Genomic DNA, 15,089 nt, shown 5'->3' on the forward strand with positions numbered 1-15,089 from the left:
CGACCACCATGAACTACGTCGAAGCGAACGGCTTGACCAAGCAATACGGCACGACGCCGGTCTTTCGCGATATCAGCTTCTCGTTGCGCAAAGGCGAATTCGTCACGCTGCTTGGGCCGAGTGGCTGCGGGAAGTCGACACTGCTGCGCAGTCTCGCGGGACTGACCGATGTCGACGCGGGCTCTATCCGCGTCGACGGCGAGGACATCACGCGCGTGGCACCGCAAAAACGCGGGATCGGCATGGTGTTTCAAAGCTACGCGCTGTTTCCGAACATGACGGTTGCGCAAAACATCGAGTTCGGCCTCAAGCTCAAGAAGATGGCGGCGGACGAGCGCACGCGCAAGGTCGTGGATGCCATTCGTCTCGTCGCGCTGGGCGGCAAGGAGCATCAGTATCCGCACGAACTCTCCGGCGGGCAGCGCCAGCGTGTCGCGCTCGCGCGTGCGCTCATTGTCGAGCCGCGCATATTGCTGCTCGACGAACCGCTGTCCGCGCTCGACGCACGCATTCGCCGCTCGCTGCGCGAGCAGATTCGTGACATCCAGTCGCGTCTTGGCGTCACGACGATCTTCGTGACTCACGATCAGGAGGAAGCGTTGACGCTTTCCGATCGCATCTTCGTGATGGATCAGGGGCGCATCGTGCAGGAAGGAGAGGCGGAGACCATCTACGCGCGGCCGGCTTCGGAATTCGTGGCCCGTTTCATCGGCAATTACAACATGCTCTCGCCGGGCGACGCGCATGCGCTATTCGATATGACGATCAATGGGCATCTGGCGATTCGGCCAGAGGCTATTCAGGTTGCGCCGCTCACGGAGGTCGTGAGCGCGAAGCCGCTTGCGCCGCTTACGGGAACGGTCCGGCATCGCCAGTTGCTCGGCAACGTGATTCGCTATCAGGTGGAATCGTCCGGCGTTATGCTTCGTGTCGACAGGCTCAATCAGCGCGAGGATCAGCTCTTCGCGCCCGGCACGCTCGTTGCGCTGGCGGTCGACCCGCAGCAGATGCGAGAGGTGCACTGAGATGGCACTCGGCATTTTCGATATGGACGACACGCTCGTCGACGGCGACAGCGCGAACCTGTGGCTGCACTATCTCGTGGAGCGAGGCCGCGCTCCGAGCGAGATGCTGCCGCGCGAAGAGGCCCTGTTGCAGGCCTATCGCGAAGGCCGTGTCGACATGCGCGAATACGTGCGTTTCGCGCTGGAGCCGATACGCGGGCTGATGCAAGAAGTGGTTGCGGCCTGGATGGCGGAATTTGTCGAAGGCGTCGTTTTGCCCCGTATTTTTCCAGAAGCATTGCGTCAGCTCGAATGGCATCGCGCCCGGCGGGACCGGCTGCTCATTGTGTCGGCTACGGGCGAGCACCTCGTCAGCGCGATTGCGAATCGTCTCGGCGTGCAAGACTCGATCGGGATTCGAGTGGAAACACGAAACGGGCGTTATACCGGCGATACCTATGGCGAACTCAGCTATCGCGAAGGCAAAGTATCCCGTGTGCGCACCTGGCTGAACGCCGAGGGCGAAAGTCTCGACGGGAGTTACGGCTATAGCGATTCATTCAACGATGTGTCGATGCTTGCGGCAGTCGATCATGGCCACGCGGTGAATCCGGACGCGACGTTACACGCAATCGCCGTGGAGCGCGGCTGGCGTGTGCTGCACTGGCTGCCGGCCAGCAGGCAACGGGATGGGATTGAACAGTGAAAGTGCCGGGTGGTGTATTACTGGCCGACATTGCGCTGGACCGGACAAGCGACGTTCCACTGCATCGGCAGCTCTATCTGCAGATTCGCAGGCAAGTTCTGAGTGGTCGGCTGACCAGCGGTACGCGTTTGCCCTCCACGCGCACATTGATTCGCGAACTCGGCGTTTCGCGTATCACGATCGTCAACGCGTTCGATCAATTGGTTGCGGAAGGATTTTTAAGCTCGCGTATTGGCGCCGGCACCTATGTTGCCGACGAGTGGAGCGCGCAGCAACGGCCGCAACCTGCGCCTGAACGGCCACATCTGTCCGCGCGGGGCGCTGCAACCATCTCCGCGCGAGGCGACCTGTTCAGCCGGGCGCCGCAGTCGTGGTCGCCGGACGAGTCGGAATCGTTCATCTCCAGTCAGGGCGCGTTCGAAGAATTTCCCGTGCGCGTCTGGAAGCGTCTTCTGTCGCGCCACGGCTCGCGGCGCGACATCGATTTGCTCGGCTACGGCGATCCGCTCGGTTACCGGCCGTTGCGCGAAGCGATTGCCAATTACCTGAATGATGTTCGCGGGCTGGACTGCGAGGTCGATCAAATCGCCATTTCGTCGGGCGCTCAGCAGGCGTTCAACGTGCTCGCCATGTTGCTGCTCGATCCGGACGACGCGGTATGGGTCGAGGACCCCGGCCATATTGCGGCCCGCCTCGCGTTTCAGGCGCAAGGCTGCCGGCTCTACGGCGTCGCGCTCGATGAACAGGGTGCCGACGTGTCGTTTGGCATCGCCCGCCATCCCCGCGCGCGTCTGGCGTTTGTCACGCCGTCGAGGCAGCATCCGCTCGGCATGACCATGAGTTTGGGGCGGCGCATGGAGTGGATCGACTGGGCGCGCGATTCGCAGAGCTGGATCATCGAGGATGATTGCGACAGCGAGCTGCGTTACCGCGGGCCGCTCCTGCCGGCCCTGTTCGGCCTCGACCGGAACGAGCATGTTATTTATGTCGGGACGCTCAGCAAGGTGATGTTTCCATCGCTGCGGCTCGGCTATGTGGTGTTGCCGAAAGATCTCGTCGCCCCGTTCGCCGCGGTGTGCACGGTGATCGGGCGCAGCCCCTCCACGCTCATGCAGGCGGTTGCGGCCGATTTCATCCGCGAAGGCCATCTGCAGGCGCATATCCGGCACACGCGCGGGTTGTATCAACGGCGGCAACATACGCTGTTGACCGAGCTTGGGAGCCAACTCGGACACTGCCTGAGCGCCGGGCCGGTCGATGCCGGCATGCATGTGCTTGGCTGGCTGAGCGAGGAAGTCGACGATCTGCACGTCGCCCGGTCACTCGCGCAACGCGGCGTCTACACGTATGCGCTTGGCGAATACTGCCTGGAGCAGAGGCAGCGCCCCGCATTGCTCATTGGCTTTGCGGGCACGGCCGAGGCCAATATGCGACGGGCGGTGGCGCGCATGGCCGACGCGTTGAAGCAACTGGGCCTGGCGTGACGGTCGTGCCCCACAGTGATGGGCGGCGGCTCAAAATGGACATGTCGGAGCGCTATTTAATGGCTCTAACGATCGGTCCGCTACGATGATTTAATGGCGGCATTCTGGATGTGCTCCTCTCGTGCATCCGTCCTCAACAGGAGTTCGAATGCCCCTCATCCAGTCCCGATTCGCGACGCTGATCGGCCAGAATCTCGATGCCGAGGAATCCGCGCGTATTCCCGAGCTCACCCCGGCGCTGGCGCGCAAGCTGATCGAGCGTATCGACAGCGTGCGCCTGTTCGCGCACGCGTACACCATGCTGGGCAATTTCACCTACGGGCGCTTTCATCCTTGCGATCTGCTGGATCACGCGTATCGACACGAACTGGACGGCATCTGCATTCATTTGCTCGACGGCGAGGAGCGCAGCCTCGGGCAAATGTCCGATTCGCAACTGCGCGAGGTGGCGGCTCACGCGAGCCGGCTCGGCCTGGACGTGCATCTCGAGATCAGTAGCACCCGGCGTCCGGACGTAGACGAAGTCGTGCGCATCGCGCGGATCATGGCGGTCGAACACATTCGCGTGTATTCGCGTTACGAGGGCTTGCTGTCCGACGTGATGAAGCGCGTGGAAGCCGACCTGCGCTACCTCGCGGAACTCGCCGATCGCCATAGTCTGCATTTCTATTTTGAGCAGCACGAGGAACTGAAGAGCGCAGAGATCGCTGATCTGTTGCGCACGGTCGGGCACTCGCGCCTGCATGCACTGTTCGATTTCGGCAACATGATCAACGCATGCGAATCGCCGATGGACGCATTGCGCGAGCTGGCGCCATACATCGGCCAGGTTCACATGAAGGGTGTGCGGATTCTGAAGGAAGCCGACGGCTTCGGCCATCGCGGCGTGTTGCAGGGCAGCGCGGACGACGATCTTCCCGGCGCGCGGATGCTGTGCGAACTGCTGATGCTCGGCGAGTCGAAGCCGCAAATCATTGCCTTCGCACTCGAACAGGAAAACCACTATTACGCACCGATGTTTCGCCAGATGAGCGAAGCAGACGATCCATTCATACCGTACCGGGAAATGAGTGAAACGGGCATTCCCGGCGGCCTCAGCCGGGAGGCGCTGCTCGAGCAGGAGCCTCGCTGGGCCTTCAATCAGATCCGGTACACGCGAGCGCTACTGCTGCGTTTGCGCGAGCTCGCCGAATTGCGCTTGCAGACGGCCGGGACGACATCCGGCTGCTGATATAGAACGATCACATGGAGAAGACAATGAAGTCGATTGACAGGATGAAATGGCTTAAGTTCGTAGTGCTTGTGATGGGGGGCGGGACAGTCTACAAGCTGGCGAACCTCAAGGATGCGTTTTATGTGCCGATGCAGCAGTACCTGGGATTGAGCAACGCGCAGATCGGCGTGCTGTTGAGCGTCAACTCGTTGTTTGCGACCGCGCTGTTCGTGGTTGGGGGCTATCTGTCCGATCGATTTCAGGCGCGCCGGACCATTTCGTTGGGGATGGTCGGCGCGGGCCTTATCGGCATTTATCTGAGCACGTTCCCGGGCTACAACCAGTTGCTCGTCCTGTTCGCGGCGCTGGCGGTCTGCTCCGACTGCCTGTTTTGGCCCGCGCTGCTCAAGGCGATTCGCAATCTTGGCAACAGCGATGAGCAAGGACGCATGTTCGGCTTCCTGGAAGGCGGCCGCGGGGTGATCGATACGCTGGTGGCATTTTCGGCGCTCGGACTGTTCGTCGTGATGGGCTCGGGCCCGGGCGGGTTCAAGGCGGCGATCTTGATGTATTCGGTGATCGACATCCTGGTTGGCGTGCTGACGTTCTTCCTGCTCAGCGGCGCCGACAAGCACGCGCCGGCCGAGCGTAATGCTTCGCAAATCTCGGGGCTGGCAGCGTTGAAAATGGCGATACGTCTGCCGAAACTGTGGCTCGTCAGCCTGAACGTCTTTATGGTGTACGTGGTGTATTGCGGATTGACCTATTTCATTCCGTATCTCAAGTACGTGTACGGTTTGCCGGTCGGCCTCGTCGGCGCCTACGGCATTATCAATCAGTACGGCTTGAAGATCTTGGGCGGCCCGCTGGGCGGCTATCTCTCCGACAAGAAATTCGGCAGCGCGATCAGCTACATCCGCGCGGCATTTTTTGCGCTGATCCCGATGATGGCGGTGATCTTGTGTCTGCCCGGAAATCCCGATTACATGATCGCCGGGATGATTGCCACACTGGGTTTTTCACTGATCGTCTTCACGATGCGCGGCGTGTTCTGGGCGCCGATGGAGGAGGCCGGGATTCCCAATGAAATCAGCGGTGCCGCCTTTGGTGTTGCCTGCCTCGTCGGTTATGCGCCTGGGATGTTCGCATTCATGATCTATGGCGCGCTTCTGGATGCGTTTCCGGGGGTGACGGGCTACCACTACGTGTTTGGGTTGATGACTGCGATGGCGCTGATCGGAATTTGCGTGGCCAATGTGCTGGCGCGCGTCACGCGCACGGGCCGGGCCGCGCGCCCCGCTACGGCGGCGTAGCGAAAGTGGCGCAGGCGCCTTCGCAATCTACTGCGCCTCCCTCCAGTTCGAAACCGTCATGCCAAAGTGCTTTCTGAACCAGAAAGCAAAGGCGCTCGAACTGGAAAAACCGAGTAGATCCGCGAGTTCCGAGAGCGAGCGGTCGCTATCGCGGATCTGTCTCGAGGCGAGTTCGCAGCGAATCACCTGAAGCAGCGCCGAAAAGCTCGTCTCCTCGGCGGACAGGCGCCGCTGCAAAGTCCGCCGGTCCACGCCCAGGTGCCTCGCCACCTGGTCGGCCGTGCATCGGCCATTGGGCAACATCGCAACGATGACCTGACGAATGGTATGCGTGGTGCTTTCGTTGGCGCCCGATAACGCCTGATCCAGAAAGCGGCGGGCATAGAGCGCCATCTGCGAGTCGCCGCCAGCCCGATAGGCGGCCAGATCCTTGGCGTGGCATACGATGCCATTGACACTCGAATTGAATTCGACCGCCGATCTGAAGAAGGTCTTGTGACAGGTCGCGCCGTCCGGCGGGCGGTGCTCGAAGCAGACGCTGCGCGGCCGCCAGTTCGGCCCGAGCAGTTCCTCCATGCTCCGATAAAGCACGCCAACGGCCATCTCAATCGATTGCCGCACCGAATTCTTGTCGCTCATCAGAATGTTCTCGCGAATCAAGACGGCATCGCCATAATCTTCAATGCGGGTCAGCAGCGACGCATTAATCAGGCGTATGTAACGGCACAGGCTCTCGAGCGCATCTCGCCCCGTGGGCGCTTCGCTCATGACGGCGCTGATCGGCCCCAGATTGGACAGCCGGCGGCGCATCGCCAGCTGCAAGCCGAAATCTTCCACATTCGCTGCTGCGGCACTGTTTTCCAGCAGTTCGCGGACCGCGTCGGTGCTGATGGGCGTATCGGGATCCACGAGATCGCGTGCATTCAAGCCGACCCTGCGCAGCATGCGCGCGGGATCCAGCCCCACGTGGCGAGCGAGGTCCGCATAGCCCGTGAGGCTGGCACTGCGGATCGTGAGCATGTATCGCTGCATGGCGGTGTCCCAATTTCGACATCGAATGTCCCAAATGATACATCGAGGTCGATCTGGCGGCGATATCCTTCTACTCACTATCATTTACCTGCTCATCCAGGAGACACGCCATGAACTTTCTCGACGGACACCTCTTCCCCGAAAACCAGCAACCGCTGATCATTACGGCCGCGCCCTATGCGCCGTCGTGGCTGCCCTCGGACTTCCCCGAGGAAATCGCGGTCACGATGGAGGATCAGATCCAGAAGGCGGTGGACTGCTACAACGCGGGCGCGACGGTGCTGCACCTGCACGTGCGCGAGCTGGACGGCAAGGGCAGCAAGCGCCTGTCGAAGTTCAACGAGCTGATTGCCGGGGTGCGCGCGCGCGTGCCGGAGATGATCATCCAGGTGGGCGGCTCGATCAGTTTCGCGCCGGAATCCGAGGGCGCGGCCGCCAAGTGGCTTTCGGACGACACGCGCCACATGCTGGCCGAGCTGGACCCCAAGCCCGACCAGGTGACGGTGACGATCAACACCTCGCAGATGAATGTCCTCGAGCAATTCGATGCGCGTGACATCCAGGGTACGTCGATGGAAGACCCGGCGGTGTTCAACGCCTACAAGGAGATGACGGTGCCGGCGCAGCCGGGCTGGGCCGAGGAGCATATCCGCCGCCTGACGGCCGCCGGCATTCAGAGCGCGTTCCAGTGCTACAACATCAACAGCTTCGAGTCGGTGGAGCGCCTGATGCGCCGCGGCATCTATAAGGGCCCGCTGGTGATGAACTGGGTCGCCATCGGCGGCGGCATGGACGTGCCCAACGTCTACAGCCTGGCCAACTTCATGCGTGCGGTACCCGATGGCGCGGTGGTGACGGTGGAAAGCTCGGTGCTCAACGTGCTGCCGGTGAACATGATGGGTATCGCCATGGGCCTGCACGTGCGCACGGGCACTGAGGACAATCTGTGGAACCAGTCGCGCACGGCCAAGATCGGCACGGCGGCGCAGATCGAGCAACTGGTGCGCATCTCGCGCGAGTTCGGCCGTCCGATCGCCACCGCCAAAGAAGCGCGCGAGATCAGCAAGATCGGCGTGTTCTACGACACGGTGGAGGAATCCCTGGAAGCCAACGGCTTCGCGCCGAACCGCGCCGGCCGACAGCAAGGCCATCTGCGCAAGATCGCCTGATCGGTGGAACCGGGCATGCCGCGCTCGCGTGCGGCGTGCCAACGATCTCTCCATGAAATAAGCAATTCTAATTAAATAGCATTGGAGTCGATCTAAAGGCGCCCGCCTGCACGGCGGGCGGGGACGAGTCACCACGCGTGCGAGGATAGCCAGTGAATGCTACGACACACATGGAAGGCGCGTCCGGTCCCTCGGGTACGCCGCAGCGGTGCGATCACGGCGTTCCGAAGCGCCTGCGCGCCAGCAGCCTCGATCCCGAAGCCGAGGCGCTTCTGCATCTGCTCAACTTCATGAAGCGCAAGCCGGTCAACCGCCTGAATCTTCGCCAGCACCGGCTGGCGTGGCGATTGTCGGCGCTTGCGCTTGGCCGTGCCGATGCAGTGGCCCGCGTCGAAACGCTGTCGATTCCCGGCCCCTGCGCGCCGATCCGCTTGAAGCTGTATCGGCCCTCGGAGCGTCCCGCCGCCGAAAGCGCGCCTGCCTTCCTGTGGTTTCATGGCGGCGGTTTTCTGATGGGCGGATTCTCGACTGCCGACGCGATTTGCCGCCATATTGCGGCGGCAAGCGGCGTGATGGTCGTGGCGGCGCGCTACCGCCTGGCGCCGGAGCACGACCTGTATGCCGGTCGTGCCGATTGCATGGCGGCGCTGGAGTGGATTGTGCGCGAGGGCCGCTCGCTGGGCATCGATACCACGCGTCTGGCGGTGGGCGGCGACTCGGCGGGCGGCAATCTGGCCGCTGCCGTGGCGCAGCGCCATGTCGAGCAAGGCGGCACCGCGTTGCGGCTTCAGGTGCTGGCTTATCCGGCTACGAATCTGCTCGACGACTTCGCCTCCAAAGCGGAAAACGCCAGCGGCTATGTCCTGACCTCGGAGAGCATCGACTCAATCCGCCGGCTGATCACGCAAGGCGACACAGATCTCGCCAACCCCTGGATCTCGCCGGCATTCGCAAGCGGGTTGCGCGATCTGCCGCCGGCGCTCGTCGTGACGGCGGGCTTCGACCCGATTCGCGACGATGGTCTCGCTTACGCGGGGCGTCTGCGCGAGGCGGGCGTGCCGGTCGAATTGCTGCACTACGCGGGACAGTTCCACGGCTTCCTGAACTTCAACGGTGTGCTGCGTGCCGCGCGCGATGCGCTCGACCGTATTGGCGCGGCGCTTCGGCTTGGCCTGGGCTCGCCTGCCGGCGATAAGGCGGCGCGGGTCGATTGCACCATCGAGTTGTCGGCGCAATGCCGTGATGATTTCGCATGGGGCGGATTTCCCGCGGGCCGCAATCTGCTGATTGCGTGGCTGATGCTGGGCGAGCGGCTGGAGGGTTGGCGCTGGACAATGCTGCGCCGCGCGTTGGCCGATATCGGCTGGCCCATGGCCCTGAACGCTTTCCCGCTGTTCAACCCGGTGTCCGTGTGCAGGGCGTCGCTCGGGCAGTACTTCGCGCCGCTGGCGGCAAGCGAAACCTGGGATGGCCATGCGCCAGGTCATTCCTGCTCCGATTAAGGCGCGATTTGTTCTATCGAACGATATCAAACGATATGGCATCCTCATTATTCCCCGATCCGTTTCAGATCTGGCGTGAAGCCTTGTCGAAACTCGAGAACAACGCCAACGCGTTCGCGGCCGACTCCCTGAAATCGCAGGAAGTGCTTCAATCGTTGCACCAGTTTTCTTCGGTTTCGCTCGGCATGCAGCAGTGGTTCGAGAAGAGCGTCGAAGAATATTTGCGGCGCGCTAATCTGCCGAGCCGCAAGTCAGTCGATGAACTGGCGGTATCGTTGCGGCGCATCGAGGAGAAGCTCGACCGCTTGTTGCCGCAGGAGGCATCGGCCGCGCCTGCGCCCACCCCCCGGCCCGCGCGAACCCGCCGTCCGCCCGCCGCTGCGGCTGCTTCCGAACCCGCCGCCGAGGTCAAGCCAACGCGCCGCGGCACGCGTGCCGGGCAGGGCTGAACGATGGCCTCGCAGTCCACTGGAAAGCAGAGCGCGAATCTCGGGCTGACCGAGCGCCTGCAACTCGAAGTCGAGCGCGCCGTGCAGCGCGGCCTCAAGAGCATGGAGATGCTCGGCGCCAGCACGCCTTCGGTCGGACGCACGCCCAAGACCGTGCTGCATCGGCGCGGCACATTGGAACTCGTCCACTATCGTCCGGTCGTCGACGAAGTCTATCGCGTGCCGCTGCTGGTCGTGATGGCGCCGACCAACAAGGGCTACATTCTCGACCTCGCGCCGGGGCAGAGCCTGGTCGGCTTCCTGCTCGAACGCGGCTACGACGTGTACCTGATCGACTGGAACGCGCCAACCGACGACGAGCGCGACTTGAAGATCGACGATTACGTGCTCGATTTCATTCCCGATTGCATCCGCCGTGTGCAACAAGATTCCGGCGAGCACGACGTGACGCTGCTTGGCTACTGCGCGGGCGGCATGCTTTCGGCGATCTACCAGTCGCTGCACGTGGATGGGCCGGTAAAGAACCTGGTCTGCATGACGACGCCGGTCGACTTTTCGAAGATGGAGCTGTTCCGGTCGCTGGCGGACGAGCAGAGTTTCGACGTCGACCGCTTCGTCGATGGCGTCGGCGTCGTGCCGGCGGATTTCGTTCTCGCAGGCTTCGACGTGCTGCGTCCGGCCAGCCGTATCGCCGGGCAGGTCAGGCTGTGGGACAACCTCTGGAACGACCAGTTCGTCAAGGGCTACCGCATGATGGAGCGTTGGGGCAACGAGACGCTGCCGCTTCCCGGCGGCTACTTTCGCCAGACGACCCGGGAGCTGTTGCAGAAAAACGCGCTATACGAGAGCACCTTGCGCATCGGCGGCCGACTCGTCGATCTCGGCAAGATCACCGTGCCGCTGTTGCACATCGTGGCGCAATACGACCACATCGTGCCGCCGGAGTGCGCGCGCCCGCTGGTGGAGCGCGTCGGGTCGCTCGACAAGGAAGAAGTCGTGTTGCCGGGCGGCCATGTGAGCATTGCCGCCGGCGCGAACGCCGTCAAGCGCATGTGGCCGAAACTCGATTCCTGGCTGGAGGGCCGTTCGATATGACCGAAACATCACGCCGCTATCCGCGCAGCATCGAATGCGCCGGCAAGTCGTTCGACATCGCGCGAATGACGAGCCGCGACCGCGATGCGGTGCTCGCGTTCGCGAAGACGCTGCCAGCGCACGATCTGCTGTTCGTGCCACGCGACATCAGCCAGCCGCAGGTCATCGATGCGTGGATGCGCACGCTCGACGGCGACGAGGTGACCAGCCTGATCGCACGCGACAGCGAAGGAACCGTGGTTGGCTGCACGGCGATCGTTACCGACAATCTGAGCTGGTCGAAGCATGTTGGCCAGTTGCGGGTTCTGGTGGCGCCCGCGTCGCGCGGCACGGGACTCGGGCGCGTGCTTATTCAGGAGTGCTTTGCGCAAGCGCTCGAACGCGGACTGAAGAAGCTCGTCGCGCAGATGACGACGGATCAGGCGGCGGCGATCGCGGTGTTCGAGGAACTGAGCTTTCGGGCGGAGGCGCTGCTGCATCGCCAGGTGGCCGACCGGGACGGCTGGCTGCACGATCTGGTGGTGCTCAGCCACGATGTCGATGCGGTGGCGATGCGCCGCGATTTGTATGGATTGAGCGACGTGCTGGACGGCGCGTAGCCGCGTGAAGCCGCGCCTTGCGCGGCTTCACGCGGACGGGCTTGGCTCACAGGGCGGACACCCCGCCGTCCACGGCAACCGCCTGGCCCGTCATATACGAATTCTCTTTGGCGCACAGCATCAGCATCGCCGCGACCATCTCGTCGGGCCGTCCCAGCCGCTTCATCGGCGCACCCAGCGCGAGCGCGTCCTGCTTCGTGCCGATGTCGCCTTCGGTCACCATCGGGGTTGCGCTATAGAACGGGCAAACCGCGTTGACCCGGATGTTCTTGCGCGCATATTCCGCCGCCGCGGTTCGCGTGAGGCCCACCACCGCGTGTTTTGCGGCCGCATACGCGGCGAGCTTCGGCGCGCCGGAGAGGCCGGCCAGCGAGGCCACGTTCAGGATCACGCCGCCGTCCTGCTCGAGCATCTGAAGAATCTGATGCTTCATGCCGAAGAACACGCCCTTGACGTTGACCGCGAAAGTTTTGTCGAGGTCGGCTTCCGTGGTTTCGGCCAGCGATTTCATCGGCAGCAGAATGCCGGCGTTGTTGATGCCGACATCGAGCCGCCCGAAGTTCTGGACGGCCGCCGCCACCACGGCTTCGACCTCGGCTTCGGAGGTCACGTCGCAACGCTGGGCGACGACTTGCGCTCCGCTGTCGCGCAGCGTTTGCGCAAGCCGTTCGAGCCCTTGCACGTCGCGGTCCGCGAGAACGAGTCTCGCGCCCATTTGCGCCAGCTCCGTCGCGAGCAGCGCGCCGAAACCGCCGGCGGCCCCCGTGATCATGACGGTCTGGTCCCGATAGCTTTCCAGTTTCATGCTGTCCTCTGTGGGGTCGGGGTTAGCCAATCAAGTGGCGGATGGCCTTCTTGTCGATCTTGCCCACGCTGGTCTTCGGTATTTCGGCCACGAACGCAATGCGGTTCGCTTCCGGCACTGCGTAGCGGCTGATGCGGTTCGCCTCGGCGTGCCGGAGCAGATGCTGGCGCACCTCGTCGGCGCCGAGCGCGCTGCCCTCGACGAGCACCACCAGCGCCATGGGCCGCTCGCCCCACTTGTCGTCCTTCACGCCAACGACCGCGCATTCCTGCACGTCCGGCAGTTCGCCGATCAATCCTTCGATCTCGATCGACGAGACCCATTCGCCGCCAGTCTTGATCACGTCCTTGATGCGGTCGACGATCTGGATATAGCCATCGGGCGTCATGACCGCGACGTCTTGGGTATGCAGGTAGCCGCCGCGCCATAGCGCCTCGGACGCCTCGGGCTGGTTGTGATAGCCGAGCGTGAGGAACGGCGCGCGCAGCACGACTTCGCCCGGTGTCACGCCGTCGCGCGGCACGTCGCGCATGTCGTCGTCGACTACGCGCAGGTCCACCATGGGCAACGGGCGTCCCGTCATGGCGCGTTTGCGAATGTTTTCGTCCTGATCGGCAGGCGTGCCGCCCGGTGGGAACTGCGAAAGCGCCACTGTCGGGCCCGTCTCGGACATCCCATAGCCTGCGAATACGTCGATGCCTTGTTCGACGGCCGCGCGGCACAGTCCGGGAGGCAGCGCCGAACCGCCGATGACGATCTTCCAGCCATCGAGCTTCTGGCCTTCACGGCGCGCGGCATCGAGCAGCATCTGCAGGATGGTGGGCACGCAATGCGAGAACGTGACCTTTTCGCTCTTCTGCAGCGCCAGCAAACGTTCGGGAACATAGCGGCCAGGCAGCACGATGCGCAGTCCGAGCAGCACGGCGATATAGGGCACGCCCCACGCGAGCACGTGGAACATCGGCGTGATCGGCATATACACGTCTTCGCGATGCAGCCGCTGGCCATCGCGCGGCGAACAAAAACTCGTGGCGATCGTCAGCGCGTGCAGCACGATCTGGCGATGGCTGTAGCAGACGCCCTTCGGGTCGCCGGTGGTGCCGGTCGTGTAGAACAGCGCGGCGCGCGTGTTCTCGTCGAATTCGGGAAAGACGAAATCCGCGGATGCTGGTGCGAGGAGCGCTTCATATTCGCCCACGAAGGGCAGGGTGGTCGACGGCAGCGGATTGCCGTCGGCGAGCACCACGACCTGGCGCACGAACTTCAGCTCCGCCTGGATCTGTTCCAGGACCGGCAGAAAATCCACGTGCGCGAGCACGACTTCGGCACGCGAGTCGTTCAATGCATACGCAATCTGCTGCGGGGACGTACGGACGTTCACGGTAAACAGCGTGGCGCCCATCATCGGGATGGCGAAGTAGCTTTCGAGGTAGCGATGACTGTCCCAATCCAGCACGGCAACGGTGGCGCCGTGCCCGACGCCGAGCGCCTCGAGCGCGGAGGCGAGCTTGCCGATGCGCGCGCGCAGGTCGGCGAACGTGTAGCGCAGCTCGCCGCGGTAGCAGATCTCCTGGCCGGCGCTCACGCTCTGCGAGTTCAGCAGCAATTGCTTGATGAGCAAGGGATAGGCGTAGGCCGACGGAGTCGCGATGATCAGGTTGTCAAAAGCGTCGGATGGGTGGGGCGCTGACACGGAGGCTACCTCGTTGGGCTATCGGCGCGGCGGCGTGCCGCGTCATCGTACCCAGCTTACTGAACACCGCACGCCGCTTCCCCCTTCATCCGGGAGGGGAGGGTTATCCAGCATATGAGTCGGGCGGCACCCCCTCCCCCGCGAGTAGGATCGGCGCCGGCCATTCGCACTACCATGCAATCGATACGCGGGTTTTCGCCGCCGTGGCATCCGCACCTTCTACAAGGAGCTCTTATGAGCCTCACCGCACTTCAAGACCTTAGTGGGCGTGTTGCGCTCGTCACCGGCGGCTCGCGCGGCCTGGGCCTTCAGATGGCCGAGGTGCTGGGTGAACTGGGCGCCAGGGTGGCGATCACTGCCCGCAAGCAGCACGAACTCGAAGCCGCCACCGCGCACCTCAAGGCACTTGGCGTGGAGGCCACGCCGTTCGTGTGCGACATGGGCGATCTGGCAGCGATCCCGGGAATGGTCGAGCAGGTGACGAGCGCGCTCGGGCCCATCGACATTCTGGTCAACAACGCGGGCACGTCGTGGGGCGCACCGACGATCGAGCACTCGCTCGAAGGCTGGCAGAAGGTCATCACGCTCAACCTGACGGCCGTCTTTGCGGTGACGCAGGAGGTGGGCCGCCGCTGCATGGTGCCCCGGCGCAGCGGCAAGGTCATCAACATCGCCTCGATCCAGGGCCTGACCGGCACCTATCCCGAGGGCATGCCAACGCTCGCCTACAACGCCAGCAAGGGCGCGGTGGTCAATATGACCCGCACCCTGGCCGTGGAGTGGGCGCCGTTCGGCATCAACGTCAATGCGATTGCGCCAGGCTATTTCCCGACCAAAATGACGGCGCCGATCGACGCTGCGATCGGCGGCGACAAGACCGCGGCCATGGCGCCGATGAACCGGGTGGGCGGCCCGGAAGACCTGAAGGGCGTCACCGCGCTGTTTGCTTCGGATGCCTGTGCATTCATCACCGGGCAGACACTCGCGGTCGACGGCGGCCTGACCGCGATGTAGTGCCTGCCCAT

General features: G+C 63.4%; 14 protein-coding genes. 11 read left to right on the top strand and 3 right to left on the bottom strand.

Features of this window, described 5'->3' with window-relative positions; translation table 11 throughout:
* The first annotated feature begins 8 nt into the window (after positions 1-8).
* The 5 genes from HV773_RS18275 to HV773_RS18295 all read left to right on the top strand — a co-directional run bounded on the left by HV773_RS18275 (position 9) and on the right by HV773_RS18295 (position 5,720).
* Positions 9-1,025, top strand: a complete 1,017-nt coding sequence (locus tag HV773_RS18275; protein ID WP_175196231.1) for an ABC transporter ATP-binding protein — start codon at positions 9-11, stop codon at positions 1,023-1,025.
* 22 nt (positions 1,026-1,047) lie between these two features.
* The gene (locus HV773_RS18280) at positions 1,048-1,710 is read left to right on the top strand and encodes an HAD family hydrolase (RefSeq protein ID WP_217481918.1); all 663 of its coding nucleotides are present in this window, start codon (positions 1,048-1,050) and stop codon (positions 1,708-1,710) included.
* A complete protein-coding gene (gene pdxR / locus HV773_RS18285) occupies positions 1,707-3,194 on the top strand; it encodes a MocR-like pyridoxine biosynthesis transcription factor PdxR (RefSeq protein WP_175196234.1) in 1,488 nt (495 codons plus the stop codon). The genes HV773_RS18280 and pdxR overlap by 4 nt, the downstream gene beginning before the upstream one ends.
* Before the next feature lie 148 nt (positions 3,195-3,342).
* A complete protein-coding gene (locus HV773_RS18290; RefSeq protein ID WP_175196236.1) occupies positions 3,343-4,425 on the top strand; it encodes a sugar phosphate isomerase/epimerase family protein in 1,083 nt (360 codons plus the stop codon).
* A 26-nt stretch (positions 4,426-4,451) separates the two neighbouring features.
* Positions 4,452-5,720 (top strand): MFS transporter, encoded by a 1,269-nt coding sequence (locus tag HV773_RS18295; RefSeq protein WP_175196238.1) that lies wholly within the window; start codon positions 4,452-4,454, stop codon positions 5,718-5,720.
* Between the two features lie 27 nt (positions 5,721-5,747).
* Here the strand turns inward: HV773_RS18295 and HV773_RS18300 are convergent, their stop codons facing one another.
* Positions 5,748-6,752, bottom strand: a complete 1,005-nt coding sequence (locus HV773_RS18300; protein WP_246282331.1) for an AraC family transcriptional regulator — start codon at positions 6,750-6,752, stop codon at positions 5,748-5,750.
* A gap of 110 nt (positions 6,753-6,862) precedes the next feature.
* Between HV773_RS18300 and HV773_RS18305 the strand changes: the two genes are divergently transcribed.
* The 5 genes from HV773_RS18305 (at position 6,863) to HV773_RS18325 (ending at position 11,566) form a co-directional block, all read left to right on the top strand.
* Positions 6,863-7,921 (top strand): beta-keto acid cleavage family enzyme, encoded by a 1,059-nt coding sequence (locus tag HV773_RS18305; protein WP_175196240.1) that lies wholly within the window; start codon positions 6,863-6,865, stop codon positions 7,919-7,921.
* A 152-nt stretch (positions 7,922-8,073) separates the two neighbouring features.
* Entirely contained in the window at positions 8,074-9,423 is a 1,350-nt protein-coding gene (locus HV773_RS18310; RefSeq protein ID WP_175196242.1) for an alpha/beta hydrolase, read from the top strand.
* Between the two features lie 35 nt (positions 9,424-9,458).
* The gene (locus HV773_RS18315) at positions 9,459-9,872 is read left to right on the top strand and encodes a hypothetical protein (RefSeq protein ID WP_175196244.1); all 414 of its coding nucleotides are present in this window, start codon (positions 9,459-9,461) and stop codon (positions 9,870-9,872) included.
* Positions 9,873-9,875: 3 nt separating this feature from the next.
* Positions 9,876-10,967, top strand: a complete 1,092-nt coding sequence (locus HV773_RS18320; protein ID WP_175196246.1) for a PHA/PHB synthase family protein — start codon at positions 9,876-9,878, stop codon at positions 10,965-10,967.
* Positions 10,964-11,566 carry a GNAT family N-acetyltransferase gene (locus tag HV773_RS18325; RefSeq protein ID WP_175196248.1) on the top strand — a complete coding sequence of 201 codons (603 nt, stop codon included), beginning with the start codon at positions 10,964-10,966 and terminating at the stop codon, positions 11,564-11,566. The genes HV773_RS18320 and HV773_RS18325 overlap by 4 nt, the downstream gene beginning before the upstream one ends.
* A gap of 46 nt (positions 11,567-11,612) precedes the next feature.
* Here the strand turns inward: HV773_RS18325 and HV773_RS18330 are convergent, their stop codons facing one another.
* On the bottom strand, positions 11,613-12,371 hold the full coding sequence (locus HV773_RS18330) for an SDR family NAD(P)-dependent oxidoreductase (RefSeq protein WP_175196250.1): 759 nt from the start codon (positions 12,369-12,371) through the stop codon (positions 11,613-11,615).
* Between the two features lie 22 nt (positions 12,372-12,393).
* Complete coding sequence (locus HV773_RS18335; RefSeq protein WP_175196252.1) at positions 12,394-14,064, bottom strand: fatty acid--CoA ligase; 1,671 nt, start codon at positions 14,062-14,064, stop codon at positions 12,394-12,396.
* 234 nt (positions 14,065-14,298) lie between these two features.
* Here HV773_RS18335 and HV773_RS18340 point away from each other — a divergent pair, with 234 nt between their 5' ends.
* A complete protein-coding gene (locus HV773_RS18340; RefSeq protein WP_175196254.1) occupies positions 14,299-15,078 on the top strand; it encodes an SDR family oxidoreductase in 780 nt (259 codons plus the stop codon).
* The last annotated feature ends 11 nt before the right edge of the window (positions 15,079-15,089 follow it).

The sequence above is a fragment of the Paraburkholderia caffeinitolerans genome (genome assembly GCF_902859945.1).
Classification (GTDB): domain Bacteria; phylum Pseudomonadota; class Gammaproteobacteria; order Burkholderiales; family Burkholderiaceae; genus Paraburkholderia; species Paraburkholderia caffeinitolerans.

Bases quoted from the DNA above. Each gene is read 5' to 3' on its own strand.
- HV773_RS18275 (WP_175196231.1), top strand. From the start codon at position 9: ATGAACTACGTCGAAGCGAACGGCTTGACCAAGCAATACGGCACGACG.
- HV773_RS18280 (WP_217481918.1), top strand. From the start codon at position 1,048: ATGGACGACACGCTCGTCGACGGCGACAGCGCGAACCTGTGGCTGCAC.
- HV773_RS18290 (WP_175196236.1), top strand. From the start codon at position 3,343: ATGCCCCTCATCCAGTCCCGATTCGCGACGCTGATCGGCCAGAATCTC.
- HV773_RS18295 (WP_175196238.1), top strand. From the start codon at position 4,452: ATGAAGTCGATTGACAGGATGAAATGGCTTAAGTTCGTAGTGCTTGTG.
- HV773_RS18300 (WP_246282331.1), bottom strand. From the start codon at position 6,752: ATGCAGCGATACATGCTCACGATCCGCAGTGCCAGCCTCACGGGCTAT.
- HV773_RS18305 (WP_175196240.1), top strand. From the start codon at position 6,863: ATGAACTTTCTCGACGGACACCTCTTCCCCGAAAACCAGCAACCGCTG.
- HV773_RS18315 (WP_175196244.1), top strand. From the start codon at position 9,459: ATGGCATCCTCATTATTCCCCGATCCGTTTCAGATCTGGCGTGAAGCC.
- HV773_RS18320 (WP_175196246.1), top strand. From the start codon at position 9,876: ATGGCCTCGCAGTCCACTGGAAAGCAGAGCGCGAATCTCGGGCTGACC.
- HV773_RS18325 (WP_175196248.1), top strand. From the start codon at position 10,964: ATGACCGAAACATCACGCCGCTATCCGCGCAGCATCGAATGCGCCGGC.
- HV773_RS18330 (WP_175196250.1), bottom strand. From the start codon at position 12,371: ATGAAACTGGAAAGCTATCGGGACCAGACCGTCATGATCACGGGGGCC.
- HV773_RS18340 (WP_175196254.1), top strand. From the start codon at position 14,299: ATGAGCCTCACCGCACTTCAAGACCTTAGTGGGCGTGTTGCGCTCGTC.